Annotated in this window: 17 protein-coding genes, 2 pseudogenes and 1 riboswitch; of the genes and pseudogenes, 12 read left to right on the top strand and 7 right to left on the bottom strand. The window is 63.1% G+C overall.

What is annotated here, in order from left to right; all coding sequences use genetic code 11:
* Nucleotides 1-108 precede the first annotated feature (108 nt).
* Together OO258_RS08915 and OO258_RS08910 are read left to right on the top strand one after the other, a co-directional pair.
* Nucleotides 109-489, top strand: a complete 381-nt coding sequence (locus OO258_RS08915) for a RidA family protein (RefSeq protein ID WP_266029850.1) — start codon at nucleotides 109-111, stop codon at nucleotides 487-489.
* 168 nt (nucleotides 490-657) lie between these two features.
* Nucleotides 658-2,658 (top strand): peptidase U32 family protein, encoded by a 2,001-nt coding sequence (locus tag OO258_RS08910; RefSeq protein ID WP_110744442.1) that lies wholly within the window; start codon nucleotides 658-660, stop codon nucleotides 2,656-2,658.
* A gap of 77 nt (nucleotides 2,659-2,735) precedes the next feature.
* Here OO258_RS08910 and OO258_RS08905 read toward each other — a convergent pair whose 3' ends face one another.
* Nucleotides 2,736-4,061, bottom strand: a complete 1,326-nt coding sequence (locus tag OO258_RS08905; RefSeq protein ID WP_266029849.1) for a sigma-54 dependent transcriptional regulator — start codon at nucleotides 4,059-4,061, stop codon at nucleotides 2,736-2,738.
* A 339-nt stretch (nucleotides 4,062-4,400) separates the two neighbouring features.
* Between OO258_RS08905 and OO258_RS08900 the strand changes: the two genes are divergently transcribed.
* On the top strand, nucleotides 4,401-4,667 hold the full coding sequence (locus OO258_RS08900; RefSeq protein WP_003247923.1) for a hypothetical protein: 267 nt from the start codon (nucleotides 4,401-4,403) through the stop codon (nucleotides 4,665-4,667).
* Between the two features lie 106 nt (nucleotides 4,668-4,773).
* Here OO258_RS08900 and OO258_RS08895 read toward each other — a convergent pair whose 3' ends face one another.
* The 4 genes from OO258_RS08895 to cobW all read right to left on the bottom strand — a co-directional run bounded on the left by OO258_RS08895 (nucleotide 4,774) and on the right by cobW (nucleotide 11,289).
* On the bottom strand, nucleotides 4,774-5,340 hold the full coding sequence (locus tag OO258_RS08895) for a vWA domain-containing protein (protein WP_266029847.1): 567 nt from the start codon (nucleotides 5,338-5,340) through the stop codon (nucleotides 4,774-4,776).
* Between the two features lie 101 nt (nucleotides 5,341-5,441).
* Nucleotides 5,442-6,455: an ATP-binding protein gene (locus tag OO258_RS08890; protein WP_110744445.1), complete on the bottom strand. Its 1,014-nt coding sequence runs from the start codon at nucleotides 6,453-6,455 to the stop codon at nucleotides 5,442-5,444.
* A 1-nt stretch (nucleotide 6,456) separates the two neighbouring features.
* Nucleotides 6,457-10,218, bottom strand: coding sequence for a cobaltochelatase subunit CobN (gene cobN / locus OO258_RS08885; RefSeq protein ID WP_266029846.1), 3,762 nt, complete (start codon nucleotides 10,216-10,218; stop codon nucleotides 6,457-6,459).
* 3 nt (nucleotides 10,219-10,221) lie between these two features.
* Nucleotides 10,222-11,289 (bottom strand): cobalamin biosynthesis protein CobW, encoded by a 1,068-nt coding sequence (gene cobW / locus OO258_RS08880; protein ID WP_323054375.1) that lies wholly within the window; start codon nucleotides 11,287-11,289, stop codon nucleotides 10,222-10,224.
* A 99-nt stretch (nucleotides 11,290-11,388) separates the two neighbouring features.
* Nucleotides 11,389-11,601: riboswitch (cobalamin riboswitch) on the bottom strand.
* 101 nt (nucleotides 11,602-11,702) lie between these two features.
* Here cobW and OO258_RS08875 point away from each other — a divergent pair.
* The 4 genes and pseudogenes from OO258_RS08875 (at nucleotide 11,703) to OO258_RS08860 (ending at nucleotide 14,363) form a co-directional block, all read left to right on the top strand.
* The gene (locus OO258_RS08875; protein WP_266029844.1) at nucleotides 11,703-12,080 is read left to right on the top strand and encodes a glyoxalase superfamily protein; all 378 of its coding nucleotides are present in this window, start codon (nucleotides 11,703-11,705) and stop codon (nucleotides 12,078-12,080) included.
* A complete protein-coding gene (locus OO258_RS08870) occupies nucleotides 12,077-12,439 on the top strand; it encodes a hypothetical protein (protein ID WP_266029843.1) in 363 nt (120 codons plus the stop codon). Before OO258_RS08875 ends, OO258_RS08870 begins: the two co-directional genes overlap by 4 nt.
* A gap of 171 nt (nucleotides 12,440-12,610) precedes the next feature.
* Nucleotides 12,611-13,138, top strand: a pseudogene (locus OO258_RS08865) (ATP-binding cassette domain-containing protein); the annotation flags it as partial.
* Nucleotides 13,139-13,343: 205 nt separating this feature from the next.
* Nucleotides 13,344-14,363 (top strand): branched-chain amino acid aminotransferase, encoded by a 1,020-nt coding sequence (locus tag OO258_RS08860; RefSeq protein WP_060494052.1) that lies wholly within the window; start codon nucleotides 13,344-13,346, stop codon nucleotides 14,361-14,363.
* 62 nt (nucleotides 14,364-14,425) lie between these two features.
* On the opposite strand, the pseudogene OO258_RS08855 reads toward OO258_RS08860, so the two are convergent.
* Together OO258_RS08855 and OO258_RS08850 are read right to left on the bottom strand one after the other, a co-directional pair.
* A pseudogene (locus OO258_RS08855) lies at nucleotides 14,426-14,545 on the bottom strand (integrase core domain-containing protein); the annotation flags it as partial.
* Between the two features lie 35 nt (nucleotides 14,546-14,580).
* Entirely contained in the window at nucleotides 14,581-15,558 is a 978-nt protein-coding gene (locus OO258_RS08850) for a LysR family transcriptional regulator (RefSeq protein WP_266029840.1), read from the bottom strand.
* A gap of 156 nt (nucleotides 15,559-15,714) precedes the next feature.
* Between OO258_RS08850 and OO258_RS08845 the strand changes: the two genes are divergently transcribed.
* The 5 genes from OO258_RS08845 to OO258_RS08825 all read left to right on the top strand — a co-directional run bounded on the left by OO258_RS08845 (nucleotide 15,715) and on the right by OO258_RS08825 (nucleotide 21,425).
* The gene (locus OO258_RS08845) at nucleotides 15,715-17,010 is read left to right on the top strand and encodes an MFS transporter (RefSeq protein WP_266029838.1); all 1,296 of its coding nucleotides are present in this window, start codon (nucleotides 15,715-15,717) and stop codon (nucleotides 17,008-17,010) included.
* Between the two features lie 13 nt (nucleotides 17,011-17,023).
* Nucleotides 17,024-17,779 (top strand): class II aldolase/adducin family protein, encoded by a 756-nt coding sequence (locus tag OO258_RS08840; RefSeq protein ID WP_266029837.1) that lies wholly within the window; start codon nucleotides 17,024-17,026, stop codon nucleotides 17,777-17,779.
* Nucleotides 17,776-18,705 (top strand): 2-hydroxyacid dehydrogenase, encoded by a 930-nt coding sequence (locus OO258_RS08835; RefSeq protein WP_266029836.1) that lies wholly within the window; start codon nucleotides 17,776-17,778, stop codon nucleotides 18,703-18,705. The genes OO258_RS08840 and OO258_RS08835 overlap by 4 nt, the downstream gene beginning before the upstream one ends.
* 28 nt (nucleotides 18,706-18,733) lie before the next feature.
* Nucleotides 18,734-19,960 (top strand): Zn-dependent hydrolase, encoded by a 1,227-nt coding sequence (locus OO258_RS08830; protein WP_266029835.1) that lies wholly within the window; start codon nucleotides 18,734-18,736, stop codon nucleotides 19,958-19,960.
* Nucleotides 19,961-20,099: 139 nt separating this feature from the next.
* Nucleotides 20,100-21,425 (top strand): MFS transporter, encoded by a 1,326-nt coding sequence (locus OO258_RS08825; RefSeq protein ID WP_038409459.1) that lies wholly within the window; start codon nucleotides 20,100-20,102, stop codon nucleotides 21,423-21,425.
* Nucleotides 21,426-21,458: the final 33 nt, after the last annotated feature.

Genomic DNA, 21,458 nt, shown 5'->3' with positions numbered 1-21,458 from the left:
CGATTCTGACCTTGAACGCCGCGCATTTCAAACACCGGGGCACCCTCGACCCGACCCGTGCGCTCGCGTAGGCTTGCCGTTTTCCTTCCGTCGCAAGGCAAACGCACCATGGCAAATGCAGACATCATCTACACCCCGGACCCGGACGCCGAGTCGATTTCCTCTGACGTCGCCGAGTACAACGGCGTGTTGGTCACCACGCAAATCCCGACCCACGCCGACGGCAGCCTGGCCCTGGGCGACATCGTCGAGCAGAGCGAGTGCACCCTGCAGGCGTTGAAAGTGGCGCTGGAAAAGGCCGGCAGCGGCATGGACCGGGTGCTGCACCTGACCATCTACCTGACCGACATGGCTGACCGCGCGGCGTTCAACGAGGTGTACCAGCGCTTCTTCAGCAAGCCCTGGCCGGTGCGCGCCGCAGTGGGTGTGGCATCCCTCGCATTTGAAGGCATGCGCGTAGAAGTGACAGCGATGGCTGCCAAGCGCTGAGCTGGGCTTGTCGGGGCCGCCCTGCGGCCCTTTCGCGACGCAAGGCCACTTTCACGATTCCGCATACTCGCAGCCAATCCCGCACCTCTCGGCACCCCAATGATGCCGCCAGCCCGTTTCGCCGCTACAATGCCCGCCTAAACCGTGACAGCCCGAAAATATAACGACATGTCCCTTCCAAAGAATCACCTGGAACTGCTCAGCCCTGCCCGTGACGTGGCCATCGCCCGTGAGGCGATCCTGCACGGCGCTGACGCCATCTACATCGGTGGCCCGAGCTTCGGCGCGCGCCATAATGCCTGCAACGAAGTCAGCGATATCGCCGAGCTGGTCGAGTTCGCCCATCGCTACCATGCACGTGTGTTCACCACCATCAACACCATCCTCCACGACAACGAGCTGGAACCCGCGCGCAAGCTGATTCACCAGCTGTACGACGCCGGTGTCGATGCGCTGATCGTGCAGGACCTGGGGGTGATGGAACTGGACATTCCGCCGATCGAGCTGCATGCCAGCACCCAGACCGACATCCGTACCCTGGAGCGCGCCAAGTTCCTCGACCAGGCTGGTTTCTCGCAGCTGGTACTGGCACGTGAACTGAACCTGCAGCAAATCCGCACCATCGCCGCCGAAACCGACGCCGCCATCGAGTTCTTCATCCATGGTGCGCTTTGCGTGGCATTCTCCGGCCAGTGCAACATTTCCCACGCGCAGACCGGCCGCAGCGCCAACCGGGGCGACTGCTCGCAGGCCTGCCGCCTGCCCTACACCCTGAAGGACGACCAGGGCCGCGTAGTGGCCTTCGAGAAGCACCTGCTGTCGATGAAGGACAACAACCAGACCGCCAACCTGGCCGACCTGGTCGATGCCGGTGTGCGCTCGTTCAAGATCGAAGGCCGCTACAAGGACATGGGCTACGTGAAGAACATCACCGCCCACTACCGCAAGGAACTCGACGCGATCCTTGAGGGCCGCCCGCAGTATGCCCGTGCCTCCAGCGGCCGTACCGAGCATTTCTTCCTGCCCGACCCGGACAAGACCTTCCACCGTGGCAGCACCGACTACTTCGTCACCGACCGCAAGGTCGATATCGGCGCCTTCGACTCGCCAACCTTCACCGGCCTGCCGGTGGGCGTGGTGGAAAAGGTCGGCAAGCGCGACATGCTGGTGGTCACCGACGTGCCGCTGACCAACGGCGACGGCCTGAACGTGCTGGTCAAGCGTGAAGTGGTGGGCTTCCGGGCCAACATCGCCGAACCGCGTGGCGAGTTCGAGGAAGACGGCAGCAAGCGCTACCGCTACCGCGTCGAGCCCAACGAAATGCCCGAGGGCTTGTACAAACTGCGTCCCAACCACCCGCTGTCGCGCAACCTCGACCACAACTGGCAGCAGGCCCTGCAACGTACGTCTTCCGAGCGCCGGGTTGGCGTGGAGTGGCACGCGGTATTGCGCGAGCAACGCCTGATGCTGACCCTGAGCAGTGAAGAAGGCGTGAGCGTGCAGGTGGCCCTGGAAGGCCCGTTCGGCGCGGCCAACAAGCCGCAGCAGGCGCTAGAGCAGCTGCACGATCTGCTCGGCCAGCTGGGGACCACGATGTACCACGCCGACAGCATCGAGCTGGACGCCCCGCAGGCATATTTCATCCCCAACTCGCAGCTCAAGGCCCTGCGCCGCGAAGCCATCGAAGCGCTGACTGCCGCTCGCGTGCAGGCGCACCCCCGGGGCGGGCGCAAGGCCGAGACCACGCCACCGCCGGTGTACCCCGAGTCGCACCTGTCGTTCCTGGCCAACGTTTACAACCAGAAGGCCCGCGACTTCTACCACCGCCATGGGGTGCAACTGATCGATGCAGCCTACGAGGCCCATGAAGAGCATGGCGAAGTGCCGGTGATGATCACCAAGCACTGCCTGCGCTTCTCCTTCAACCTGTGCCCCAAGCAGGCCAAGGGGGTGACCGGAGTGCGCACCAAGGTGGCACCGATGCAGCTGATTCAGGGCGACGAAGTGCTGACCTTGAAGTTCGACTGCAAGCCGTGCGAGATGCATGTGATCGGCAAAATGAAGAGCCACATCATCGACCTGCCAACGCCGGGTAGCGCGGTGGCGCAAGTGGTCGGGCATATCAGCCCGGAAGACCTGCTGAAGACCATTCCGCGCGGGCCGCATTGATCCTTCATAGCCTGTAGGGACCCATTCACAGCGAGGCTGCTACAGGTACCGCGCTGGGGGGCTGCAAAAGCAGCCTCTCAGCGTATCTGGTGCTTGTGCAGCAACCGATAGAACGTCGGTCGCGAAATACCCAGCACCTTGGCCGCCACACTCAGGTTGTCACTGTGGCGGTTCAGCACATCGCACAGTGCCTGCCGTTCAGCGCGGTGCTTGTACTCCTCCAGCGTGCCCAGCGGCTGCTGCTCCTGGTCGAGGGCATGCAAGCCCAGGTCCTGCGCCTCGATCTGCCGCCCTTCAGCCAGTACCAGGCCGCGGCGCACACGGTTGGCCAGCTCGCGCACATTGCCTGGCCAATCATGCCGGCCCATTGCCGCCAAGGCATGGTCGCTGAACGAGCGGGGTCGGCGCCCGGTTTCCAGGCTGTAGAAATGCGCGAAATGACTGGCCAGCATCGACAGGTCACCATGCCGGTCGCGCAACGGTGCGGTCACCACCTGCAACACGTTCAGGCGGTAGTACAGGTCTTCGCGAAAACGCCCTTGCTCGATAGCCCGTTCCAGGTCCACATGCGTCGCCGCCAGCACCCGCACATCCACCGGGATCGGCTGGCTGCCACCGACCCGCTCGATATGCTTCTCCTGCAAGAACCGGAGCAGGTTGGCCTGCAGTTCCAGCGGCAGATCGCCAATTTCATCGAGGAACAGCGTGCCACCATGGGCCGCCTCGATACGCCCGGCCTTGCGCTGATGAGCGCCGGTGAAGGCGCCCTTTTCATGGCCGAACAGCTCCGACTGGATAAGATGCTCGGGGATCGCCCCGCAATTGATGGCGATGAACGGCTGCTCGCTGCGCTGCGACTGGCGGTGCAGCGTGCGCGCCACCAGCTCCTTGCCGGTGCCACTTTCACCCCGGATCAGCACCGGTGACTCGGTAGGGGCCAGCTTGCCCAGCAACTTGCGCAGTTCCCGGATCGGCCGGCTTTCGCCAAGCAACTCGTGGGGCGCCTCGTCGACCTTGACCGCCCCCTTGCCCCGCAGGCGGGCCATGCCGAAGGCCCGGCCCAGGGTAACCTGCACCCGGGAGACGTCGAACGGCAAGGTATGGAAGTCGAAAAACCACTCACAGACAAAATCGCCGAATGCCGGCATGCGCAGCTGTTCGGCGCTTAGCACGGCGATCCATTCGGTGTTACTGCGCTTGATCATGTCCTTGACCGCGTCCGGGTGCCTCAGGTGCGAAGCCTGCAAGCGCAGCAGGCCCACATCACAAGGATGGTCGAGCGCTGCGCCGAGCACACAACTGTCTACATCCCAGCCTGCGTTGCGCAAACCAGGCAACAAATCGTGGCAGTCGTCACAGGGGTCGACAATTAGCAAACGGCGTTGAGCGGCAGCCTGGTGCATGACCGATCCTTGGCGCCAGTTTTTGGTTTTTTGAAGTAAAACAGCAAGTTGTGGCGCCCGTTTAACAGTAGCAACGAAGTTGACGGTTCCCAGTACCGTCTGTCTGCCGACGCATTTTTTTACAATCCGCCACGGGAATTTTCGCACTTTAACGACATCACATGGCGGCGCAGGCAAGAACGGATGCAACCCTGACAAAAAAATTTACAACCATTGTGTGACTTGCCCCCTGACAACGAGCATCAGTACACATAACCCCGCGCTGCACATCGCGATACATGAGGCGAGTTTCAAGCAACGCGGACTTGACGATGTTTGGGACCATAGAGAGACCGAACCATGAATGCCCCGCTCCGTGTCAACGAAGCACTGCTGATTGCCGACCACGCCTTCGAACCTTTCCAGTGCGTAGCCTGGGATGCACCCAACGGTACTGGTGAACTGAGCCTGGCAGTGATCGACCGGACCAGCACCCGTATCGGCGCCAAGCAAGTATCCTCGCGTATCTATTCCGATCCGGCCCAGTGGGCCAGCCTGATCGAGGAAGTGCGCGCCGAACTGTGCGAAAAAGGTTACGACCTGCAACCTTGGTCGATGCCGAAATAATAACGGCCGGCAACACAAGTGCGTGTAACATCACGCACTTGTACAACTACCTCCACACTGCCCTGGCAACTTTTCTTATTGCGACATAATGTCGCGCAGCCACTTTTCATTCCGCCAGACTGAACTGCTGCACGTGCTGATAATCGGCCTGCAATTGTTCAGCCAGCCGCTGTGCACGGCCCAGACGTACTGGCGCCAGTTCCATGTCCACCAACAACGTGGCACAGGGCATCGGCTGTACAGTATTGCAGTGCTGCAGTCGACCATCGGTAAATACCAGGCAGCGCATGGCTTCTTGTGGATGAGCCCGTTGCCGCGCCTGCAGCCAGTGCCGGGCCTGCTCAAGCGCTGCGATCAGTGGTGTTCCGCCTCCTGCCCCCAATGCCTGCAACCAGGGCTGCAACGCGGCCGAAGCCTTGAGGCCGTGGCGCTGCCACTGCGGCGCGCGCCCACTGGCAGTCAGCAACGCCAGGCGGGCACGTTGACGGTAGGCCTGGTCGAACAAAGACGCCAGCAAGCCTTTGGTTTGCGCAAGCGCCTGATGGCGACGGGTCGAGGCTGAAGCATCGACGATCACCAGCCACAGCTCCGCCGGTTTGCCTTGACGCTGCTGCCAGCACAAGTCCTGGCGCTGGCGTGGGCGCCCCTTGAGCAAAGTCGGCAGCCAGGCCACCCGGCCGGCGGACGCATTGAGTACGCGGCCGCGGTTGGCGCCGTACTGCTTGCCTGCGCCTGCTTTGGCATCCGCCCCTGTGGCAGGTGGCTGGGGGATGCTCAGGGCTTTTTTGCCCAGTTCGGCACCTCACGGCGGGCACCGCTGGCCACCGGCTGCGCCGGCATGGCACCCCAGTCACCCTGCCCGCCTTGCTCGCCTGGGTTGCCGACACCCTGCTGGCCCGGCTGCGGCTCAGGCTGCGCGGGTGGGTTGGCCTGGGGAGCAGCCCGGCGGCGGTGGCGCAAGGCGAATTCGGCCACCGCCTCGACATCCACTTCTTCGATAGCGGCATTACCGCGCCAGGCGCAATGGGCGCGCGCGGCACGCAGCCACACCAGGTCGGCGCGCAGGCCATCGACGCCAGCGGCGTAGCAGCGCTCGGTGATCCAGGCCAGCGCCTGGTCGTCCAGGGCGATGCCGGCCAGGGCCTGACGCGCCGCTTGGCAGCGCTCGCGCAGTTGTGCCTGGGCCACGGCCCATTGCGCGCAAAAAGCCTGTGGGTCACTGTCAAAGGCCAGGCGGCGGCGAATGATCTGCTGCCGCGCTGCGGGCTCGGGCAAGCCTTCCAGCACCACGTTCAGGCCAAAGCGGTCGAGCAACTGTGGGCGCAGCTCGCCTTCTTCCGGGTTCATGGTCCCGATCAGCACGAAGCGGGCACTGTGCCGGTGCGAGATGCCGTCGCGCTCGATGCGGTTGGTGCCGCTGGCCGCCACGTCGAGCAACAGATCGACCAGGGTGTCGGGCAACAGGTTGACCTCGTCGACATACAGCACGCCGCCATCGGCCTGGGCCAGCACCCCCGGCGAGAACTGCGCCTTGCCCTGCCCCAGCGCGGCGTCCAGGTCGAGGGTACCGACCAGCCGTTCCTCGCTGGCGCCCAGTGGCAAGGTGACGAACGGGCCTTCGCCGAGCAGGTCGGCCAGGCCACGCGCCAAGGTGCTCTTGGCCATGCCGCGCGGCCCTTCGATCAGCACGCCGCCGATCTTCGGGTCGATGGCGGTCAGGCACAGTGCCAGCTTCAGCGCGTCGGCACCGACCACGGCGGCCAGCGGAAATTGTACGGGTTCACTCATTTCAAGCCTGTTCCTCGCCGTCGAGCAGCTGTTCCTCAAGGGCTTCGCGGTAGTCGCCCGGCGCCTGCCACAGGCCGCGCTGCTGGGCCTCCAGCAAGCGCTCGGTGAGGTCGCGCAGGGCCTCGGGGTTGTGCTCGCGCATGAAGTCGCGGGTGGCCGGGTCGAGCACGTAGGCATCGGCCAGCCCCTGGTAATGGTGGTCGTCGATCAGGTGCGTGGTGGCGTCGAAGGCAAACAGGTTGTCGACCGTCGCCGCCATCTCGAATGCACCCTTGTAGCCATGGCGCTTCACCCCGTCGATCCACTTCGGGTTGAGCGCGCGAGCGCGGACCACCCGGTTAAGCTCTTCCTTCAGGGTGCGGATGCGCGGCCGGTCGGCCTGGCTGTGGTCGCCATGGTAGCTGGCCACGCCGGCCCCGCTCAGGGTTTCCGACGCCGCCAGCATACCGCCCTGGAACTGGTAATAATCGTTGGAATCGAGCAGGTCGTGCTCGTGGTTGTCCTGGTTTTGCAGCACCGCCTGTACCTTGGCCAGGCGCTGGGCGAACTGGGCGCGGGCCGGGGTACCGTCGTCGCTACCCCCGTAGGCGTAGCCGCCGTGGTTGAGGTAAACCTCGGCCAGGTCGTCGCGGCTATGCCACAGCCGGCCGTCGATGGCGTTCTGCACCCCGGCCCCGTAGGCACCTGGTTTGGCACCGAACACCCGCCAGCCGGCCTGGCGCGCGGCCTGTTCAGCGTCAACGCCCTGTTCAAGCAGGGCAGCACGCTCGCCGCGCACCCGGGCGGCCAGGGGGTTGAGGCTGTCGGGCTCGTCCAGCGCGGCCACGGCCTGCACTGCAGCATCGAACAGGCGGATCAGGTTGCCGAAGGCATCGCGGAAAAACCCGGAAACGCGCAAGGTCACGTCCACCCGTGGGCGGTCGAGCAGGCTCAGGGGCAGTATCTCGAAATCATCGACACGCTGGCTGCCGGTGGCCCACACAGGCCGCACGCCCATCAGCGCCATGGCCTGGGCGATGTCGTCGCCACCGGTGCGCATGGTCGCCGTGCCCCACACCGACAGGCCCAGCTGGCGCAAGTGGTCGCCGTGGTCCTGCAAGTGGCGCTCAAGGATCAGGTTGGCCGAGGCGAAGCCAAGACGCCAGGCGGTGGTGGTGGGCAGGTTGCGCACGTCCACGGTATAGAAGTTGCGGCCGGTGGGCAGTACGTCGAGGCGGCCCCGGCTAGGCGCGCCGCTGGGGCCGGCCGGTACGAAACGCCCGGCCAGCGCCGCCAGCAGGCCATTCATTTCGGCAGGGCCGCAGGCATCCAGGCTGGGGGCTACAGCGTCACGCAGGGCGTGTACCACGTCGTGCACCGGTTGCCATTCGTTTTGCGCGGGCAGCTGCGCAGTACCGGCCAGCACCTGCTCGATCAGTTGCAGTGCCAACAGTTCAAGGCGCTCGCGGGTGTCGCCACAGGTACGCCAAGGTGCCTCACCCATGGCCTGTAACTGCTCGGGGCGTGCCCCCTGCCACGGCAGGCCCAGCTCGCAATCGAGCGGGTCGAAGCCGGGCACCAGCGCCTTGGCCAACGCCCGTAGCAGGCTGGCATTGCCGCCGCGTCCGTCACCGCGCTCAACCCGCAACAACGCCAGCAGCGTATCCAGGCGCAAGCGCCCTTCAGGCGACTCACCGAACACATGCAGGCCATCGCGAATCTGCGACTCCTTGAGGTCGCACAGGTAGGTGTCCAGCCGTGGCAACCACACCGCGGCATCGTCCAGCTGCCCTTCCAGCTGCAGCTCACGGTCGATGTGGTTGGCCTTGACCAGTTCAAGGATGTCGCGCTGCAACTCGCGGGCACGCCGTGGGTCGAGCAGTTGCGCTTCATAGAACTCATCGGCCAGCTGCTCCAGGTGGCGCAGCGGGCCGTAGGTTTCGGCCCGGGTCAGCGGCGGCATCAGGTGGTCGATGATCACCGCCTGGGTACGCCGTTTGGCTTGGGCGCCCTCACCCGGGTCGTTGACGATGAACGGGTAGATATTCGGCAACGGGCCGAGCAAGGCATCTGGCCAGCACTGCGCCGACAGCCCGACGCCCTTGCCGGGCAACCACTCGAGGTTGCCGTGCTTGCCGACGTGGATCACCGCGTCGGCGGCAAAGGCATGACGCAGCCAGAAGTGGAACGCCAGGTAACCGTGCGGCGGCACCAGATCGGGGTCGTGGTACACGGCGCTGGGGTCCACCTGGTAGCCGCGCGCCGGCTGAATACCGACAAAGGTCAGGCCAAAACGCAAGCCGGCAACCATCAGCCGGCCATTGCGGAACATCGGATCGCGCTGGGGCGGGCCCCAGCGCTCCAGCACCGCCTGGCGGTTGGCCTCGGGCAGGCGGTCGAACGCAGCCTGGTAGTCGTCCAGGCTCAGGCTTTGGGCGCAGGGCCGCTGGTCGAGGTGGTCGAGGTCATTGGTCACGCCGCCAAGCAATTGGTGAATCAGCTGCGTGCCGCTGCCCGGCAGGTCGGCCAGTGGGTAGCCTTGGGCCTGCAATGCCTTGAGGATATTCAGCGCGGCTGCCGGAGTGTCCAGGCCGACGCCATTGCCGATGCGGCCGTCGCGGGTCGGGTAGTTGGCCAACACCAGTGCTACGCGTTTCTGCGCATTTGGCAGGCGGGCAAGCTCGACCCAGCGGCGGGCCAGCTCGGCGACGAAGTCCATGCGTTCGGGGTGGGCCCGGTAGCACACCACGTCGGACTGGCTGCGCTCGCTGCGCCAGGCCATGTCCTTGAAACTGACCGGCCGGGTGATGATGCGCCCGTCAAGTTCCGGCAGGGCGATGTGCATCGCCAGGTCACGCGCGCCCAGGCCCTGCTCGCTGCCTTCCCAGCCGGGCTGGTTGTCCTGCGCGCAAATGGCTTGCAACACCGGGATGTCGCGGCGGAACGGCCGCAGGTTGGGGCGTTCCGGGCTGGACAGGGCAAAGCCGGTGGTATTGACCAGCACCTCGGCGCCGACCTCGTCGAGCCAGGCTTCAACCTGTTCCAGGCAGGCGCTTTCCTTGAGGCTGGCCACGGCAATCGGCAACGGGTTCAGCCCGGCAGCCTGCAGGCGCTGGCAGAACACATCGATGAATGCAGTGTTGGCCGCCTGCAGGTGGGAGCGGTAGAACAGCAGCGGTGCCACCGGCTGTTCAGGGTGCCACTGCGGGTACCAGTCCTCCAGCGTCGCACTGCCCTTGTGCGGGTGATACACCGCCGTGCGCGGCAATGGCTGCGGCTCGTCCCAGGCGTAGTCGCGGCCCAGCCACTGGTTGGCCAGGCAGTTGAACAGGTTGATGGCATTGGCCTTGCCGCCCTGGCGCAAGTAGTGCCAGAGGCGCTCGGCCTGCGCACCCGTGACGCTGCCCAGGCTGGTCAGCTCCGGGTCCGGGCGGTCGTCGCCTGGCACCAGGATCAGCTGCACACCGCGGGCGGCCAGCTCGACCAGCTGTTCGACGCCGTAGCGCCAGTAGCCGACGCCACCGTGCAACGACACCAGGATGACCTTGGCATGGCGCAGCACCTGGTCGACATACAGGTCGACCGAGGCATGGTTCTGCACCTGCATCGGGTTGGCCAGGCGCAAGCTGGGGAAGCCTTCGGGCAATTGCTCGGCGGTATCGGCGAGCAATGCCAGGTGTGAATCGCCGCTGCAGAGAATCACCAGCTCGGCGGGTGTCTGGCCGAGGTCGGCAATGCTGTCATCCGGCACGAAGCCGCCGGGCTGGGTCCGCAGCAGGTGCATGGGTCAGGCGCCCAGGGCCTGGCGCAGGCGCGCTTCCAGCTGCGCCGCATCGAGGTCCTGGCCAATCAGCACCAGGCGGGTGATGCGCGGCTCGTCAGCGCGCCATGCGCGGTCGAAGTGCTTGTCGAAACGGGTACCCACGCCTTGCACCAGCAGGCGCATCGGCTTGCCCGGAATGGCCGCGAAGCCTTTGGCACGGAGGATGCCGAACTCCACCACCAGCTGGGTAAGGGCATCGAGCAACAGGCTTTCGTCGGCTTCTGGCAGGTCGATGGAGATGGAGTCGAAGGCATCGTGGTCATGATCGTCATGGTCGTCACCGTCGTGGTGCGAGTCGTGGTGGGTGCGGCGCCCATCGATATGCGCCTCGGACTCGGCACCCACGCCCAGCAGCACTTCCAGCGGCAGCTTGCCGCTGCTGGCTTCGACCACTTTCACCGCGGGCGGCAGTTCTTCGGCGACTTCGGCGCGGACCTTGGCAAGGCCTTCGGCGTCGATCAGGTCGGCCTTGTTCAACACCACCAGGTCGGCACTGGCCAGCTGGTCGGCGAACAGCTCGTGCAGTGGCGATTCGTGATCCAGGTTCGGGTCGAGCTTGCGCTGCGCATCGACCTGTTCCGGGTAAGCAGCAAAGGTGCCGGCAGCCACCGCAGGGCTATCGACCACGGTGATAACGGCATCGACGGTGCAGGCGTTGCGGATTTCCGGCCACTGGAAGGCTTGCACCAGCGGTTTTGGCAGGGCCAGGCCACTGGTTTCGATCAGGATGTGGTCCAGGTCGCCCCGGCGTGCCACCAGCTCGCGCATGACCGGGAAGAACTCCTCCTGCACGGTGCAGCACAGGCAGCCGTTGGCCAGTTCATAGACGCGGCCGCTGGCTTCTTCTTCGGTGCAACCGATGCTGCACTGCTTGAGGATTTCGCCGTCGATGCCCAGTTCGCCGAATTCGTTGACGATCACCGCAATACGGCGGCCTTGGGCGTTGTCGAGCATGTGGCGCAGCAAGGTGGTCTTGCCCGAGCCGAGGAAGCCGGTGACGATGGTGACGGGGAGCTTGGCCAGTGTTTTCATGTCGCATTGCCCTTGGCAGTATGGCGCGGGCATGCAGGACGACAGCCACGGGCCAGACCGGCCGGGCTTGTTCGCCACCGGATCACCCCGCCCGGTTGAAAGTCGAAAACGTTGCGAGGCAGGTCTCCTGGCTTGCACCGTTCCAGTCGCCTGCTGATGCAGCAGTCTGGCGGGATGACGCCTTCCCGCGCCTGGCGCAGTGGCTGTGTCGATCCGTTGTCGGTGCTTACAGTTGCGGGGGCAGCCGCGGCTTGTACCGCGTTCCCGTCTTAGCTTCGGCCTGGCCGAAGAACCTCGAAGTGGCAAGGCTACGCAGTGGCTGGCGGGTGGTCAACCATTGCTGCGGGGCCGGTCGACAACGCTGGGCGCAAGTGCGCTACAGTGGCGCCTTTATCCACGGTCAAGGACGCACCATGCCCCTCGCCCCTGCCATACCTGTACTGCGCATATTCTCGATCGACAAGGCCAAGGAGTTCTACCTCGATTTCCTGGGTTTCAGCCTGGACTGGGAGCACCGCTTCAGCCCTGACTTGCCGTTGTATATGCAAATCCACCGTGATGGCCTGATCCTGCACCTTTCAGAGCACCATGGCGATGCCTGCCCTGGCTCGACCGTGTTCGCCCGCCTCGACGACCTGCGCGCGCTGGAGCGTGAATTGCAGGGTAAACAGTACGGTTTTGCCCGGCCGGAGGCCGAGCGCCTGGATTGGGGCCTGCAGATGCAAGTGTGGGACCCGTTCGGCAACCGCCTGCGCTTCTGCCAGCAGATCGATGACGAGGCCAACCCGTGAAGGCTTTGGGCAAGCGCGAAATAGGCCGCCTGGAGCGGGAGTTGGTCGCGTGCCTGACCGATGCCTGCGAAGCCGCCAAGGCGGAGATTGTCGGCTTCAGTTGGCTTACCCATCGCCTCGACCCCGAGGACTTTCCGAGCAGCCTGCGTATTACCTGGGTATTCGAGCAAGAGGCCGACAAGGCAGCGGCCGTGGTCGGTGATGCGAAGGCGCGCATGCTGGCACTTACCGCTCTGGCGCTGGAGCAAGCCGGCATTCAGCTGGACCATCCGGCCTGGCATGTGCGATTCGACAGTGAAGAAGCCTGCGCGCACGGCCACGGCGGAGACTGGGCCAAGCGCTTGCAGACGCAGCGCTGAGCCCCAACCGGCAGCCGGTGCTTTACCCGGCCCCAGACGGTCCGTTAGGCTACGCATTCTGTAAATTACGAGGTGTTCGTCCAATGCGCCATTGATGCCGCCGTCCGTTCGACGGCCAGTCTTCAGCCTCCGGTTCGTACCGGAGATGTCGCGGCATTTATGGAGTTGTGCATGACGAACACGTCGACGCTGACGCTGGACAGCGTGTCCTTGGCCTTGCCTGATGGCAGGCCGCTGTTTAGCAACCTCAACGAAACCATCGACCAACGGCGCACCGGCCTGGTCGGGCGCAATGGCGTGGGCAAAAGCCTGCTAGGGCAGATTCATGCCGGCCAGCGTGAACCGAGCAGCGGCCATTGTCGACGCCTCGGGCCTGTCCATTTGCTGGACCAGCAAGTCATCGAGCGCACGCAGGCCCAGCAGCAACTTGCCCGGCTGAAGCAGGAGCAGCAGCGCCAGGCCCGTGAACTGCAGCGCCAACGCGAAGACCTGGAGCGCCATCAAGCGCGGGCCGGGCACCAAGCCAAGCACGCCAACCAGGCCAAGATTCTGATCCACCGCAAGCAGGAGCGCAGCCAGGCCACCGCTGGCAAGCAGCGCCGCGACCATCGCGATGCTCGGCAAACGCTACTGGGCCAAGTGCGTGACGCCGCCCGCAAGGTGGAGCAAGACAGCGCTATTACCTTGTTTTGCGGGGCGCTGATAGTGGTGTCCCATGATGTGGTATTGCTGGAGAACCTGGCGCTGGATGAGTACTTGCTGTTGTAGAAACCAAAAAAAAAGCATCGCAGCCTATCAATTCGTGACTGGCCGTTCCCGATCCGCCAAGGATGTATTAAGGTGGCATGGTGCGCATATAACAGCAGCCCGAGCGATCGGGCACTTGCAAGACAATGAGGGTGTCATGAGCAACGAAAGCATTAATTGGGACAAGCTGGGTTTCGACTACATCAAGACCGACAAACGCTACCTGTCCGTATGGCGCAATGGCGAGTGGGACAAGGGCACCCTGACCGAAGACAACGTGCTGCACATCAGTGAAGGCTCCACGGCCCTGCACTACGGCCAGCAGTGCTTCGAAGGCCTGAAGGCCTACCGCTGCAAGGACGGCTCGATCAACCTGTTCCGCCCGGACCAGAACGCCGCCCGCATGCAGCGCAGCTGCGCCCGCCTGCTGATGCCGCACGTGCCGACCGATGTGTTCATCGAAGCGTGCAAGCAAGTGGTCAAGGCCAACGAAAAGTTCGTGCCCCCGCACGGCAAAGGCGCCCTGTACCTGCGCCCGTTCGTGATCGGCACCGGCGACAACATTGGCGTGCGCACCGCCCCCGAGTTCATCTTCTCGGTATTCGCCATCCCAGTTGGCTCGTACTTCAAGGGCGGCATGAAGCCGCACAACTTCCAGATTTCCAGCTTCGACCGTGCTGCCCCGCAGGGTACCGGCGCGGCCAAGGTCGGTGGCAACTACGCTGCCAGCCTGCAGCCAGGCGCTGAAGCGAAGAAAGCCAACTTCGCCGACGCCATCTACCTGGACCCACTGACCCACACCAAGATCGAAGAAGTCGGCTCGGCCAACTTCTTCGGCATCACCGCCAACAACGAGTTCGTCACCCCGAAATCGGCCTCGGTGTTGCCAGGCATCACCCGCCTCTCGCTGATGGAACTGGCGCAGTCGCGTCTGGGCCTGACCGTGATCGAAGGCGATGTCGAGATCAGCAAGCTGGACCGCTTCATCGAAGCCGGTGCCTGCGGTACCGCAGCCGTGATCACCCCGATCGGCGGCATCGAGTACAACGGCAAGCTGCACGTGTTCCACGACCTGGAAAAGGTCGGCCCGGTTACCCAGAAGCTCTACAACGAGCTGACCGGTATCCAGAGCGGCGATGTAGAGGCGCCGGCAGGCTGGATCGTCAAGGTCGCCTGAGGCGCTTCAGCGTGTCTAATCCTGAAATAGGCTTACACCTGTTCAGGTAGGCCTGACAGGCCTCAAAACGCCCGATGCACTGCATCGGGCGTTTTGTTTTTCAGGGCCATGTGTGGCCTCTCTGTGCTGTAGATCCGCACTGTCTCATCAACCATCTGTCTTGCTTGATCCAGGCGTAGAGGCAGTGAACGGGCATGCCCAACCCCAGTCGAACCTATCAGGCAAGCAAGGCCTGAGCGAGACGGTGCTGGAAACTTTCCAAGAACACTGTCTCTGCCATGGTCATCCTCTGCTCCCTATTCCAGAGCAAATGCAAATCCGCGTTGACGATGCCCTCTGCAGGCGGCAACCGCCATAGCAACCCCTTTTCCACCTCTTCATGGAGGAGGTGCTCAGGCATGCAGCCCACTCCGTACCCGGCACAAACCAGCCGCTGAACTTCCTCAACACTCGGAGACGATGCAACGATGCGCCCAGTGAAGCCATGTTGATCGCGAAACATCGCAAGGGGAGATAGGTTGCCCCCCAACTGATCGCTGACAAAACTCACGAAATTTTCCCCGCGTAGCGACTCAAGCGTCACATCGCTGCGCCCAAACAATCGATGCCGCACGCCACAGAAAAACGCATAACGCTGACTAAGCAACAGGCGTTGTTCCAGCTTCAGCTGGGGAATGCGACACAAGCCAACACCAGCAGTGGCAGTCTTTTGAAGCAGAGAGCTGATGATATCGGCGCTACGCATGACATCAATTTCCAGTTCCACACGTGGATGCGCCTCATGGAAATCTCCCAGGAAATCGTCGTAGAGCTGTGACTGAACCCGACTAACGCTCAGCACTCGCACCTTGCCTACTACGTCATCGCTTTCCTTTTCCACCGCAGCACTGATGCGCGATACATCCCCATAGATATCAATGGCGATGCGCAAGACCTCCTCCCCGGCAACCGTGAGGTCGAAACGCGGCCCGCCTCGGAGAATGAGAGCGCAGCCGAGCTGCTCCTCCAGACGCCTCAGCGCCTGACTAACCGCTGACTGGGTCACGTGCAGCCTTGCTGCAGCTCTGCTGATGCTGCCCTCTTGGCCAATCGCAAGGTAGGTACGCAGCAGGTTCCAGTCCAGGCGATCGTTCAGAAATCGACGTCCTTCCCATTTGTTGACCAAAGCATCAGATCTTGAAGTTGGCGGATTCATTGACGGGCCTATTAGTAGCGCTGCTAATACGACGGATAAGAATTAGCAAATTGACTAATCATAGCCCGAAGGCGATAAATCTCGAAAGCGCCGAACAGAGCGCGACCGGCTTAGCCAAACCTGCCCACCTGCCTATAACTCTAAGAAGGGCCTTGCATGCATACGTCAAACCAGCCGCGTCGTGCGGCGGCTGCCGCATTTGTCGGCACCACCATCGAGTTCTACGACTTCTACATCTACGCCACGGCGGCTGCGCTCGTGCTGGGTCAGGTGTTCTTCCCGAGCGGCAACTCCTTGCTCAGCACCTTGGCGGCATTCGGCACCTTCGCCGTAGGCTTCGTTGCCCGACCAATGGCAGGCATGGTGTTTGGCCATCTGGGCGACCGTCTGGGCCGTAAAAAAATGCTGCTGGTCACCATGGTTCTCATGGGCCTGGCAACCACAGGCATCGGCCTGCTACCCAGTTACGCCAGTGCTGGCATCTGGGCCCCCATCGGTCTGATTGCCCTGCGAATTGTCCAGGGGATCTCCGTCGGCGGTGAGTGGGGTGGTGCCGTCCTGATGGCCAGTGAGCATGCGCCGGCCAAACGCAAAGTGTTCTATGCCTCTTTCGCTCAGCTCGGCAGCCCGGCTGGCCTGCTGCTCGCGCTGATCGCATTCCGCCTGGTGTCTTCCTTGGAACCCGAAGAGTTCCTGAACTGGGGTTGGCGTCTGCCGTTCCTGGCCAGCGGCGTCCTGATGCTGGTTGGTCTGGCGATCCGTTTCGGCGTCGAGGAAAGCCCTGAATTCCAAGCCGCCAAGGCCAAGCAAGAGGTCGTCAAATACCCGGTGCTGGAAGTGGTACGTGACTGCTGGAGGCAGATCCTGTTTGCCGCTCTCGCGGTGACCATCGGCTCCGCCGGATTCTTCTTCACGAACACCTTCATGATCACCTACGTCACCAACTACCAGGGTATCCCACGAGCAACCATCCTCGACTGCCTGTTCCTGGTGACCATCCTGCAGTTCTTGACCCAGCCGCTGGCAGCACTGCTCGCTGAACGCATTGGCGAAGGCCGGTTCCTCAAATTGGTGGCCCTGCTGTGCATGGCTGTGCCCTACCCCATGTTCATGCTGGTCGGCACCCAGAATCTGGTGTTGATGACAGCCGGCATCGCGATGGCAGTGGTCACGCTCTCGGCGCTGTATGCGGTGATCGCTGGCTACATGACCCAGGCCTTCCCCGCTCACCTGCGCTACTCGGGGATCTCTCTCGCCTATCAGTTGATTTGCGCCATCGCTGGGGGCAGCACGCCGATCATTGGCACATTGCTGGCCGACCGCTTCGCCGGCCAGTGGCTGCCACTCGCCGTATTCTTCACCGCGCTCTCCACGCTTTCCTTGATCGGCGTCTGTGGTCTCTCTCGCCTTCGTGGCGAGCAGCAGCACCCCACCCCCGCCATCGCACGTTAAATCAGGAGTTTTCATGAGCAAGCCGCACAACATTGGCGATGTCGAATGGCAGGCACGCTGCGAACTGGCCGCGCTGTACCGGATGGTGGCGCACTTCCGCATGACCGACTTGATCGACACCCACATCACCCTGCGTATTCCTGGGCCTGAGCATCACTTCCTGATCAACCAATACGGCGTGATCTTCGACCGGATGCGCGCCAGTGACCTGGTACGAATTGACCAGCATGGCAACGTCGTCGACGAGGCTTTTGGTGAACGCCGGGTGAATGCTGCCGGCTTCGTGATCCACTCGGCGATCCACATGGCCCGCCCGGACATGCACTGTGTGATCCACACCCACACAGCTGCTGGCATAGCCGTGTCAGCCCAAGAGCAAGGGTTGTTGCCGATCAGTCAGCATGCGCTGAAGTTCTACGGCAAACTGGCCTACCACCAATACGAAGGCATCGCCCTGTCCCTGGATGAGCGTGAGCGCCTGATCGCCGACCTCGGCACGCACAAAGCAATGATCCTGCGGAACCATGGACTGCTGGCCGGCGGCGCCAGTGTTGCCGAGGCCTTCCACGAGATTCACTTCCTGGAGCGCGCCTGCCAAGCGCAAGTGCAAGCATTGGCCGGCGGCAGCAAGCTCATCTACCCCAGCGAAGAAGTCTGCCGCCACACCGCCGCGCAATTCCAACGCGACGAGTCGGCGCAAATCATCAGCCTGAGCTGGAACGCCGCCCTGACCTTGATCGAACACCAACGCGAGTCGTACTGCTCATGAAACCGCTGGTATTACTGTCAACCGACCAGGCACTTCTGGGCCAACTGCAGTCCGCCTTCGCTCGCAGCGCTCCGCAGCTACGCGTGGTGCTGGCCAACGATCCCGCTGCCCAAGAGGCACAGGTAGCCGCTTGCTGGTTCCCTCCCATAGGCAGCCTCAGCGCATTACCCAACCTGAAGCTGATCCACTCGGTGGCTGCTGGTGTTGATCACCTGGCCAACGACCCGAGCCAGCCAGCATTGCCAGTGTGCAGAGTCGTAGACCCAGCTCACCGCCAAGGCATGGCGGAGTATGTTCGCTGGGCGGTCATCCACTACCATCGGGACTTCGACCGAGCACTTGCCCAACAGCAGCAACAGGTATGGCAACGTCACCCTCAACGACTCGCTGGTGAATACCGCATCGGCGTCATGGGGCTCGGCTCCCTTGGAGGAGCTATTGCCGGCGAGTTGGCCGAGGCCGGATATGCAGTGCGAGGTTGGTCGAGGAGTGCCAGGCAGCTGACCGGCGTGCGCACATTCTCGGGCCCAGCGGAGTTCGATCAGTTCCTGGATGGTCTCGATCTGTTGATCAACCTGCTGCCATTGACCGACGCCACTCGCGGCGTCCTCTGCCAGAAGACCTTTGAAGCCTTGGCGCCAAACGCGGCAGTGATCAACTGCGGACGCGGGCAGCACCTGCAGGTGGCTGACCTGGTCAACGCCGTCAACACTGGCCGCCTGCGCGGTGCGTTGCTGGATGTGTTCGAGAAAGAGCCGCTGCCATTGGACAGCCGCCTCTGGAGCACGCCGGGAATCGTCGTCACACCCCACATGGCCTCATGCGCTTCCCACGACTGCATCGCGCAGCAGGTGGCCGAGAACGCCCGGCGCCTGGCCTGCGATGAACCACTTCTAAACCAAGTAGACCCCGCGCTCGGATACTGATCCCACCGCCTGTTTGAGGATTCACATCATGCATACATGCAACGGCACACGGCTGTGGGACAGCCTCATGGACATGGCCAAGGTCGGCCCAACCGCCAAAGGCGGCAACTGCCGCTTGGCACTGTCGAAAGAAGACCGTGATGGACGCGAGCTGTTCGCAAACTGGTGCCGCGGGGCCGGGATGAGCATCCATGTCGATGCTATCGGCAACCTGTTCGCCCGCCTGCCAGGTCGCAATGACGACCTGCCCCCTGTGGTCATGGGCAGCCATTTGGACACCCAGCCGAAGGGGGGGCGCTTCGATGGCATTTACGGCGTGCTTGCCGGCCTGGAAGTGGTACGCAGCCTTCAAGACAAAGGCCTGCAGCCCGAGCGCCCACTGGAAATCGCGGTCTGGACGAACGAAGAGGGCGCTCGTTTCACTCCCGCCATGCTCGGCTCGGCGGTGTTCACGGGCGAGCTGCCCCTGGCCCAAGCGCTGTCCAGCCGCGATGCTGAAGGCGTCAGCGTGGCCGAAGCGTTGGAACAAACCGGCTACGCAGGTGAGCTTCCTCTGGGCCGTGAGTTCGACGCGTACTTCGAAGCACACATCGAGCAAGGCCCAATCCTGGAGGACGCCGGCCTGCCCGTAGGGTTGGTCACGGGTGGGCAAGCGATCTGCTGGCTGGACATCGAGATCAGTGGCCAGGCCGCTCACGCAGGCACCACGCCAATGCCTCTGCGCCGCGACTCCTTGTTCGGCGTAGGGGAAATGATCACCGCACTCGAACAACTGTCACGCGACTTCGCCCCCAAAGGTCTCGTTACCGTTGGCCAATTGCAGATCGCCCGCTCCTCCCGCAACACCATCCCTGGCCACGTGGCGTTCACCCTCGACCTTCGCCATCACGAAGACGCCGCCATCGCTGACATGGAAGCCAGCGCCCGTGCACTCATCGACCAGATCGCCACCAAGCGTGGCTTGCAAGTTCAGATCAACCGCCACTGGCTGAGCCCGGCCACGCCTTTCGATCCGGCCTGCATCGATGCAGTACGCAAAGCCATCGAAGGCCTGGGCTACCCGTACCAGCCAATCGTCAGCGGCGCCGGCCATGACGCCATTCACCTGGCCCGTCACTGCCCAACCACTATGGTGTTCATCCCCTGCGTCGGCGGCCTGAGCCATAACGAAGCCGAAGACGCATTGCCCAACGACGTGACCATGGGCTGCGACGTACTGCTTAACGCCGTGCTGACCCGCGCCGACAGACGCTGACTTAGCCAGATCCACCCAGGCGCCCAGCCAATTCAAGAAAGCTGGGCCCACGGGAACGCTTTGCCCAAAAACAAGAAATAGCCGCTCCGTCTTCAGCTGCCAATAACAACCAGAACCCATCTTTCGGGAGAAAATGGCAATGACCAGCCCTGCGTACACCGAGGTTGCCAGCGCGCAACCACAACGCACCGCCGACATGAAAAAAGTCGCGGTCGCCAGTGTGATCGGCACCACCGTTGAGTGGTATGACCTGTTCCTCTTCGCCACGGCCTCGGCCCTGGTATTCAACAAAATCTTCTTCCCAGGCTTTGATCCCCTGGTAGGCACCCTCCTCGCTTTCGGCACCTTTGCTTCAGCCTACGGCGCCCGGATGATCGGCGCCGCGCTCTTCGGTCACTTCGGTGACCGCCTGGGCCGAAAATCGATGCTGCTCATCTCGCTGCTGACCATGGGGGCGGCCACCTTCGCCATCGGCCTGTTGCCGAGCTATGAATCGGTGGGCATCTGGGCACCGATCATGTTGCTGACACTGCGCATCATCCAGGGCCTGGCCTTGGGTGGGGAATGGGGCGGCGCCGTTCTGATGGCCGTGGAGCACGCTCCCAAACATCAGCGTGGACTGTACGGCTCGTGGGTTCAAATCGGCGTACCCGCGGGGACGATGCTGGCAAACCTCGTGTTCCTGATGTTCGCCACCACGCTGACCAACGAGCAGTTGTTGGATTGGGGGTGGCGTGTCCCGTTCCTGCTAAGCGTTCTGCTGATCGGACTGGGCTTGTACATCCGCCTCAATATCCATGAGACGCCGTCGTTCAAAGCGGTGGAGAACAAAGGCACACAAGTCAAAGTGCCGCTGTTCGAAGTGTTCCGCAAATACTGGAAGCAGGTAGTCCTAGGAGGCGTGGCAACTATGTCCACTGGCACCTCCTACAACCTGATCGTGGCCTTCGGCCTGACCTACGGCACCCAGACCTTGGGCTTCACACGTGGCGAAATGCTCACGGTAGTGCTGGTTTCCTGCGCTGCCTGTATCGCCATGCTGCCGTTCTTCGGCGCCCTCTCAGACAAGGTTGGCCGTAAGCCGATCATCATCGGCGGGATCATCGCCGAGGCACTCGTGGCTTTCCCGATGTTCTGGCTGATGGATTCCAAAGTTCTCGGCCTGGCGTTCGCCGGTTACATGCTGATGATGACGGCATTCGCGGCCAACTACGGCCCCATTGCCACGTTCCTCGCCGAGTTGTTCGGCACTCGAGTGCGTTACTCGGGCCTGTCGATCAGCTACATGCTTTCCGGCCTCCTCGGAAGCGCTGCAACGCCTCTGGTTACCACCGCATTGCTGTCGTGGACTGGCAAAGGCTCATCGATTGCCTGGTACATGATCGGCTCAGCAGTTGTTTCTCTGATCGCGCTGCTGCTACTCACCGAGACCTTCAAACGGGATATCGACCAAGCACGGCAGTAATTCCGTGCTGTACCCGTGAGTGCTTCTTGCCAA

Origin of the sequence: Pseudomonas sp. DCB_BI (genome assembly GCF_026240995.1) — a bacterium.
GTDB lineage: Bacteria > Pseudomonadota > Gammaproteobacteria > Pseudomonadales > Pseudomonadaceae > Aquipseudomonas.
The sequence above is the reverse complement of the archived record's forward strand: the minus strand, read 5'-3'. Positions and strand labels throughout refer to the sequence as shown.

Coding starts and splice junctions, on each gene's coding strand:
- OO258_RS08915 (WP_266029850.1), top strand. CDS start 109: ATGGCAAATGCAGACATCATCTACACCCCGGACCCGGACGCCGAGTCG.
- OO258_RS08910 (WP_110744442.1), top strand. CDS start 658: ATGTCCCTTCCAAAGAATCACCTGGAACTGCTCAGCCCTGCCCGTGAC.
- OO258_RS08905 (WP_266029849.1), bottom strand. CDS start 4,061: ATGCACCAGGCTGCCGCTCAACGCCGTTTGCTAATTGTCGACCCCTGT.
- OO258_RS08900 (WP_003247923.1), top strand. CDS start 4,401: ATGAATGCCCCGCTCCGTGTCAACGAAGCACTGCTGATTGCCGACCAC.
- OO258_RS08890 (WP_110744445.1), bottom strand. CDS start 6,455: ATGAGTGAACCCGTACAATTTCCGCTGGCCGCCGTGGTCGGTGCCGAC.
- cobN (WP_266029846.1), bottom strand. CDS start 10,218: ATGCACCTGCTGCGGACCCAGCCCGGCGGCTTCGTGCCGGATGACAGC.
- cobW (WP_323054375.1), bottom strand. CDS start 11,289: ATGAAAACACTGGCCAAGCTCCCCGTCACCATCGTCACCGGCTTCCTC.
- OO258_RS08875 (WP_266029844.1), top strand. CDS start 11,703: ATGCCCCTCGCCCCTGCCATACCTGTACTGCGCATATTCTCGATCGAC.
- OO258_RS08860 (WP_060494052.1), top strand. CDS start 13,344: ATGAGCAACGAAAGCATTAATTGGGACAAGCTGGGTTTCGACTACATC.
- OO258_RS08850 (WP_266029840.1), bottom strand. CDS start 15,558: ATGAATCCGCCAACTTCAAGATCTGATGCTTTGGTCAACAAATGGGAA.
- OO258_RS08845 (WP_266029838.1), top strand. CDS start 15,715: ATGCATACGTCAAACCAGCCGCGTCGTGCGGCGGCTGCCGCATTTGTC.
- OO258_RS08840 (WP_266029837.1), top strand. CDS start 17,024: ATGAGCAAGCCGCACAACATTGGCGATGTCGAATGGCAGGCACGCTGC.
- OO258_RS08835 (WP_266029836.1), top strand. CDS start 17,776: ATGAAACCGCTGGTATTACTGTCAACCGACCAGGCACTTCTGGGCCAA.
- OO258_RS08830 (WP_266029835.1), top strand. CDS start 18,734: ATGCATACATGCAACGGCACACGGCTGTGGGACAGCCTCATGGACATG.
- OO258_RS08825 (WP_038409459.1), top strand. CDS start 20,100: ATGACCAGCCCTGCGTACACCGAGGTTGCCAGCGCGCAACCACAACGC.